The 7,177-nt window shown below is 57.2% G+C and carries 4 protein-coding genes and 1 pseudogene; 2 read left to right on the top strand and 3 right to left on the bottom strand.

Going from position 1 to position 7,177, the window contains the following annotated elements; genetic code table 11:
• Positions 1 to 643: 643 nt before the first annotated feature.
• Together EN914_RS01140 and EN914_RS01135 are read left to right on the top strand one after the other, a co-directional pair.
• A pseudogene (locus tag EN914_RS01140) lies at positions 644 to 864 on the top strand (insulinase family protein); the annotation flags it as partial.
• 57 nt (positions 865 to 921) lie between these two features.
• A complete protein-coding gene (locus EN914_RS01135; RefSeq protein WP_024504268.1) occupies positions 922 to 1,980 on the top strand; it encodes a class I SAM-dependent methyltransferase in 1,059 nt (352 codons plus the stop codon).
• 610 nt (positions 1,981 to 2,590) lie between these two features.
• On the opposite strand, the gene EN914_RS01130 is transcribed toward EN914_RS01135, so the two are convergent.
• From EN914_RS01130 to EN914_RS01120, 3 genes are read right to left on the bottom strand one after another with little or no spacing between them, the layout of a single operon-like run.
• Complete coding sequence (locus EN914_RS01130; RefSeq protein WP_024504266.1) at positions 2,591 to 3,646, bottom strand: hypothetical protein; 1,056 nt, start codon at positions 3,644 to 3,646, stop codon at positions 2,591 to 2,593.
• Positions 3,643 to 5,709 (bottom strand): hypothetical protein, encoded by a 2,067-nt coding sequence (locus EN914_RS01125; protein ID WP_024504265.1) that lies wholly within the window; start codon positions 5,707 to 5,709, stop codon positions 3,643 to 3,645. The genes EN914_RS01130 and EN914_RS01125 overlap by 4 nt, the downstream gene beginning before the upstream one ends.
• A gap of 2 nt (positions 5,710 to 5,711) precedes the next feature.
• The gene (locus EN914_RS01120; RefSeq protein ID WP_024504264.1) at positions 5,712 to 7,049 is read right to left on the bottom strand and encodes a metallophosphoesterase; all 1,338 of its coding nucleotides are present in this window, start codon (positions 7,047 to 7,049) and stop codon (positions 5,712 to 5,714) included.
• Between the last annotated feature and the right edge of the window lie 128 nt (positions 7,050 to 7,177).

The raw sequence follows: 7,177 nt of genomic DNA, 5'->3' as shown, positions 1-7,177 counted from the left end.
GGGAATGAGCGACCCATGTAATCCTCCCTGGGGCATTTTGCCAATTTTTGGGTCCACTCCTCCATCCCGAGTTTGCTCATAGCCACAATAAGCGGTTTCCAACGACCTCGCTCTGAATGCACCAGGCCAACTGGGTAAAAACGGGTAACCGGCACTTAAAGGCGATGTAGTATCGCCACCAGAAATACTGCTCCGTGGTGCTGGCCTTTGCCTGGGGGCGCAACACGGCAACTACCCGCTCAAAACGGTTGGTCCTCTACCTCTTATTCACCGTCGCTTTCCTCGCGGCCTAACCCGGCCGGAATATCCGTTGCCAGAAAAAGGCCTCGCGGCCGGTTCGAGGCGCATCCCTCCTCCGAAGCAGCACGCTCAAGTATCGTCACAAGCCCCGAGCGCTTCGCGTTCGGCGATGTCCAAATTCCGACAATGTCGGATACAGTCAGATCTACTGGATTGCGTTTGAATGGTTTTCTCATTTGGCACAGTACATGCGGGTCATCCGCAAAACACGTGACCGACCAACAAGATTTCGCATGATCACCTTACCACAACATACAGCCGCCGCGGAACAATCACTTGGCCCCTGATCGCCCGCCCCGGCACCACAACCGGAGTCATCGATGTTCTGACAGGCTGCCCAAGGATACCTGCTGCAACAGGGCTTGCCCTGGTGACGACCACTCCGGCTCCGCCGGTTACCGACGAGGGCAAAGTGACGGATTTCCTGCTTTTCAACGGCATGGAGGTGGCTGTCATTCCCGACCACCGCGCCGGTCGTCACCCATATGGTCTGGTGCAGGATCGGCAGCGCGGATGAGCTGCCGGGGATATCTGCATGTCTTCGAGCATCTGATGCTCAAGGCGCCTCGTGACGAGCACGGCTCCGTCGCCTGGAGAGATTGAACCCAAAGGGAGATTCAGATGTCTGAAGCGAATCAGGAAAAGTTGGACGCATTCTTGGGGAAAATGGTCGGCGATCTCGGTGCGATCGCAACGGGCGCGGGAGTCCTGCTGGGGGACAGACTCGGCCTGTTCAAGGCATTGCGCGAAGGCGGCAAGATGACGGCCGCCGAACTTTCGACACGCACCGGCACCCAGGAACGCCTCGTAAGGGAATGGCTTTCCGGGCAGGCGGCGGCGGGTTACGTCGACTACGATGAAGCGAGCGACAAATTCTATCTCAACGCCGAGCAAGAGCTGGTGTTCGCTGATGAAGACAGCCCGGCCTTCATGGCAGGCGCATTCGAGTTCCTGTCCGCGCTGTGGCTCGATGAAGAAAAGGTGAGGCAGGCATTCCAGTCCGGCAAGGGCGTCGGGTGGCACGATCATAGCGCGTGTCTGTTTCGCGGTACGGAACGGTTCTTCCGTCCAGGCTACAATGCCAATCTGATCGACTCCTGGCTGCCGGCCTTGGAGGGCGTCGTCGAGAAGCTCGAACGCGGCGTGGACGTCGCGGATGTTGGATGCGGTCATGGTGCATCGACCGTGCTCATGGCACAGGCCTTCCCCAATTCGCGCTTCGTCGGCTTCGACTATCATGCCCCTTCGATTGAGCGCGCCCGCAAGGCGGCCGAGGTAGCCGGCGTCGGCGTTAACACGCGGTTCGACGTGGCGGCCGCCAAGAGCTATCCCGGAACCTATGACCTCGTCACATTCTTCGATTGCCTTCACGACATGGGCGACCCGACGGGCGCCGCCACCCATGTCCACGGATCGCTCAAGCCGGACGGCACGTGGATGATCGTCGAGCCGTTCGCGCATGATCATCTGGCGGCGAACCTCAATCCCGTCGGCCGCGTTTACTATGCCGCTTCCACTTTTGTGTGCACGCCCGCATCCGTGTCGCAGGAAGTCGGGCTCGCGCTTGGAGCCCAGGCCGGTGAGGCGAGGCTGCGCAAGGTTGTGACCGGCGGCGGCTTCAAGCGATTGCGTCGCGCCGCGGAGACACCGTTCAACATGGTGCTGGAGGCCCGCCCTTAGCGTGGCCGTCGCCAGAAATTGCAGCTCATCGCATTTGATGAAGATCACCGCCAAAAATCCGGACGCATCGGGCACATTTTCAAGGCGCCTGGGTTCACGCAGAGGTCGCTGCCGAGTTGTGTGCCAAGAGTCCCATACGTTGCGGCTCAGAAAGGACCCGACGCACGGCTACGAACATGCCCATAGCGATGGCCGCTATAATCACATATGCCCACCATGGCGCGTTCACAAAGCTGGTAAGCCACGTCGCACCGAACGCGCTTACGACAAAAACGAGAGCCTCGATAAAAAGACTGAGCCTGTACACATTGAGTCGTCTCATCCTCATACCACCCATCCAAGGACTGAGCTTGTTGCGCTACTGCGACAGCAGCCTAACATATTGGAGAGCGCTCACTATTTCTATGCTGAACAGTCTCGCCTGAGTATATGTTTTAGCTAGTCGCTAATTATGGAATTCTGCCAGTCTGCATTTCCCCCTGATCTGATGTAGAGCAGCTTCCAAGTGGGAATTAGTCCCCCATCGACCGGATCGGGCGACACGAACATGCGCTGAAGGCTTGGCGGAACGGCTACTGGGACCATGATGCTACTCGAATGCAAGATAGTGTCAGAACGTCCCGGGAAGGCTGCAGGCAGGGGATGTCAGGTCAATCAGCCTATAGATATGATACCGCCCATTCGCTGAGACTTCACGATGGGCATAGGAGGTGGGAATTCGTGCCTTGAGATGGACGCGGCTGTCGGAGCAGGCGAGCACGGCAGCAGCGATGGCCTGAACCTTCGGGCCGCTGACAAAAACGTTCACCACCGCACGCGAGCCGAACCCGTCGAGATACGTCTCGAAAGCATCGAGGTGGGCCATCAGCCCGAAAGCCTGGATGTCGCGAACTTCGCCATCTTCGAGCCGGTGGGTTTCACGTACCTTGGCCACCTGTTGATCGAGCAAAGCATCGATATGCGCATTCTTCTCGCTTCTTGGGACGAGGAGCGAGATCCGTTCCGGACTGACGATATCGATCAATCCGTAGAATACGTCTGCATCTCCTCCGATCCCCACGAGCAGGACTTTCTCTTCGCCCATTCCTCCGCTGCCTTGAAGATGAGGGACGGTGACGTATCGGTCCAAGCCGCTGGAAAAATCCTCTTTGCCGATCGCGTTCCCGTAGATACCTTCGGCGTACCCGAATTCGAGAGACTGAATCGACATTTTCTTGAATGCCACCGCAATCAGCCATTGGATGTAGATTCGCGGCATCGTCGAGCACTCGACGAAAACCTTCCGCAGGCTTCCTTCGTATGAGCCACATGAAGCGGCCATCTGAGTGAGCAGGTGATCGAGGAGATTGATGTTCTTCTGATACTCGATGGAAGGCTCGAGGGTGATCACAGTCACTTCGACGCCCCATCGGGTACCCATAGCGATGAGCTTTCGCCGGTTTTCTTCGACGGCTGGGACGTTCGCTTCCTTCAGAGCAAAGTCCAGAACCACGATCTTGCCGACCTTCAGGTCAAGATGGTTTTCGAACGCGGCGAAACGCGTTTCCCATCCAAGCGCGACGATCGCGATATCTGCCTTCATCGTTTCGCAGGTACCTGCATCTCTCGCCTTCTCGGTGACGGCCAGATGGCCGAAGACTCGATACTCGACAGTTGAAGCGGTCATTCGAGATCGCTCTCGAAAAGCGAGTGCTGGAATTCGGTCTTGAGTGCGGGCCGCGCGACGAGCTCCTTAAACACCGAGTCGGCCCAGTCTTCTGGGAGCCGATGCCTGGTAAAAAGCAGGTCGACCATCCGCGCCGCAGGGATTGTGTTGATTTCGTACGGGCCGCGATAGGAGAACCCGAAGTAAGGTGCAAATCGCCGATGCAATCTGATCATCATCTCCTTCGATGCGGGGTCGGCGCGGTCCACCTCAAAGTTGCCGGCGGCGGAGACCTCCCGGATAAACCCATCCCTTTCCGCCCGACGCAGGACCTCGTCCAGTTTTCCGCTGGGTTGCTCCAGTCGGTTCACCAGCGAGCGCATTTCCTTTAGATCGACCCTGAAAATGCCTCTCTCTGTCGTTCCTAGAGCATTTTCTTCGGCAAACTCTGTCTGGAGGCGAGCGGTCAGGTAACCCAACGCCCGCACCATGCGCACGCTCTCTTCTTCGTACGGATGTGAAAGCGCCTGAAGTCCATCAAGCTTCCGTTGAGAGGCGGCGTTCACAGCCTGTCTCTGCTGTTCGAGATGAATCTGTAAATCCGAGTTGATGAATTCCACCAGTTTTCGTGGATCACTGGAACTCGGAACACTGCGGCGGAAGATCTCTCCCATTATATCAAGGAAATCGCGTATACAGACGTCGCTCAATGATGTGATGATCTGGTGCCCTACGTACGGGTAGTCATGGAGACGCAGCATCTGGCACGCTTTCAGAAAAGCCCATCCCTGTTTCCGGGCGATCGACCTCTTCAGATTTGAAGCATCCGCCTTGCTCATGGGCCGGCGCTTGATTTCCGGGTTCATGAGCGCGAGCGCCAGCCCTTCGGCATAAGGGCGCGCTTTTCGATCAAGAAGGAATTGCTGCTGATCCGCCGTCCTCAAATTCACGGAGAGGAATTCACGTGCTGCATCAGCAAGTGCCACAAGCTCTTCTCTGCCCTCGGAATGACCCGATATGATAACCCGCTCGATGATGTCATTGACGGAAAGCCGCCCCAGCCGGTTTTTGAGCGAAAACGCGCTGAGCGCATCGTTGCGCTCGAGATCACTCCGCAGATGGTCAGGAAGCGCATAGTACAGCCGAAGCGACGACACGTTCTCGCACAGCGTGGCGAACTCCCTCGGATCGACTGAATCAAGATTCTCGACGTCCCGGTCAGCATTCGAGAGCGACTGGCCGGGTATGATCGTCCGGATCGTGTCGTAGAGACCGCCGATGTAGGCGAGGACCCATTTCACGTTGCCCCGCGTCTTCCTCACCAAGGTGTTCAGGAACTGCTGTTGGAGCGGTGTCAGTGCTTCACAGTCGTCAATCAGGATCTTGAAGAAAGGCGCCCTGTCACCGGCGAAAGATGGGCCATTTAAAAGTGGAGTGATCGCGGTCGCGACCTTGTTAATGATCGCGCCAGGGTCTGTCGCTCTGAAGCCGGTCGCTACGGCATCGGCGGCAAAGAAGAACGCGTTGAAGCATTCGTCGACGTACCGGGTTATCCTACCCCGCAGCTCATCGATGCTGAAGAAGTCGAGACGGGCAGGTTGGGGTATGAAGTGCAGCACTTCGCGATGCAGTGCCAGGGCGACGTCCCTATCTTCGGAGGCCCGGTATTTCAAGTGGCCGTCGCGTCTGAGCTGGCCGATGCTCTCGAGCAGGCGTTCGACTATCTTCAGCTCCAGATAGTGAGAGAAGATTACGAATTGCCGCGGGATCACGGCGGCCGTGTCGAAGCGTATCCGCTCCGGAATGAGGTTCAGAACCGCGTTGTCGATTAGGGGCGAGAATGTCTCATTGAGCTGGAAGAAGACGCCATACCAGCCGAGCTTGCCGACTTGGTCCGCGAGACTTTTGTCTTCGAGGATATGGACTGTGGAAAGCGAGCGAAGAATGCTGGTCTTGCCACTGCCTCTCGTCCCTGCGACGAAGACCGGCTTGGCGGCGGCAGAAATCAAGGCCGACTTCTGACTGAACCACAGTATCGGGCGGCTTTCGTACTCGATCCTGTTCGGGCCGAACGGATTCTGCATCGCTATTCGTCCCTTACCTTAATGCGCCAGGCCGAGTTTGCCTTCGTGAGGCCGTCTATCTCGACGGCGCGCGCCGCTTGGAGCATCAGAAGAGAGTCTTCCAGATCTAGCCCGAGCTCGGCGGAGCCGGCAATCTCAGTGATCTCGTCCCAGAAGAGTAACCCATTCCCGCGCCTGGTGGCATGGTCGCGGAGTCGGCGCAGCAGGTCAAACGTGTCGTTGTTAAGAAAGGCCTTGCCGTTGGACATGGTCGAGATAAAGCAATGTTCGCCTTCCATGACCGTCCCGTCGGCGACATTGGTGCGGTAGGGTATAAGTCGGATGCCGACGAGCTCTCCCTGATCGGTCGTGAAGAAGACGAGCTCATTGAAACCTGATTGTATCTCTGGTGCTGAGATGCAGATCAATTTGCCGTCCGGAAACCTTGGATCGTTGACGATCTCGACCGGATCAGCATGTATGTGTCCATGCAGGTATACGATAGGCTTGTTACCCTGCAGCAGCTGAGTTCTGACAAATCCGCTGTTGAGCATCTCCGCGTATGGCGTAATGCGCGGAGTCTTTTGTGGCAGCAGATTGTGATGGCCGATCATGATGCCGTAACGCATGTCGGGCTGCTGGAGCAATTCCTGTAGGCCTGCAAGCATCTCACGCGAGATGTATGGCGTGTCCATCTGACCGTAATACTCGTCGTCGGACGCCTCCTTGTCTGGATCGCTGGGAGGTGTCGCGGGCGAATGTCCCGAGATGTCCGGCGAGCCGAGATCTACAGGTTCTGTAGAAGGACTGAGTGCCTCGAGACGATCACGAAGGAACGCGGGAAGGTTCTGAAGCTCCCAACTGCCTATTGCTGTGTTGACGAGGATGAAGTTTGCGCCTGCGGATCCTGTCGGAAGTCTGAAGTGCACGGGTTGGTCCACGGGAACGGTCTGCCAACCCAAGCGGGCGGCTAAACTCGCCATTTCGCTGAATTTCTCAGTCGGTCCAAGTTCGCGCGCGTCATCACGGTTCACATCGTGATTTCCCGGTACGAATATCAACGGAAGCGCCTTTGAACTGCGTCCCTGTGCGCGGCAGAGCAACGTGAAATGCTGGAATGCCGAAGCAATGAAGGTCTTGTCGCCACGGCTCGTGAAATCCCCCATGAAGGCGATCGAATCCAAGGGCTTCGAAGTCGTCAGCCGCCGAAGTTTCGTCAAGACGGCACGCAGCGAAGACGCGCGTAGCTTCTGCGTTATTTTCGGAGCGAACTTGCTATCCTTGGCATCGATGTTGCTAGAGGAAGGATGCCAGTCCGGATAGTGAATATCGCCTACTTGAAGGATTCGCACCCGCCGCATAACTCGCCCCCCTGCCGAGAGCCATAGACTAATCCGTTCGCTTTTGCCAAGCGCGAACGATCATCCGCAGTGTCCTTAACGAGGTAGCCTGCACTTTTCGAGAATTGCCACGGCGGCTATTTTTGGGG

Origin of the sequence: Mesorhizobium sp. M7A.F.Ca.CA.001.08.2.1, assembly GCF_003998455.1 — a bacterium.
In the GTDB taxonomy this organism is placed as follows: Bacteria; Pseudomonadota; Alphaproteobacteria; order Rhizobiales; family Rhizobiaceae; genus Mesorhizobium; species Mesorhizobium ciceri.
This window is presented reverse-complemented; position numbering and strand designations above follow the sequence as displayed.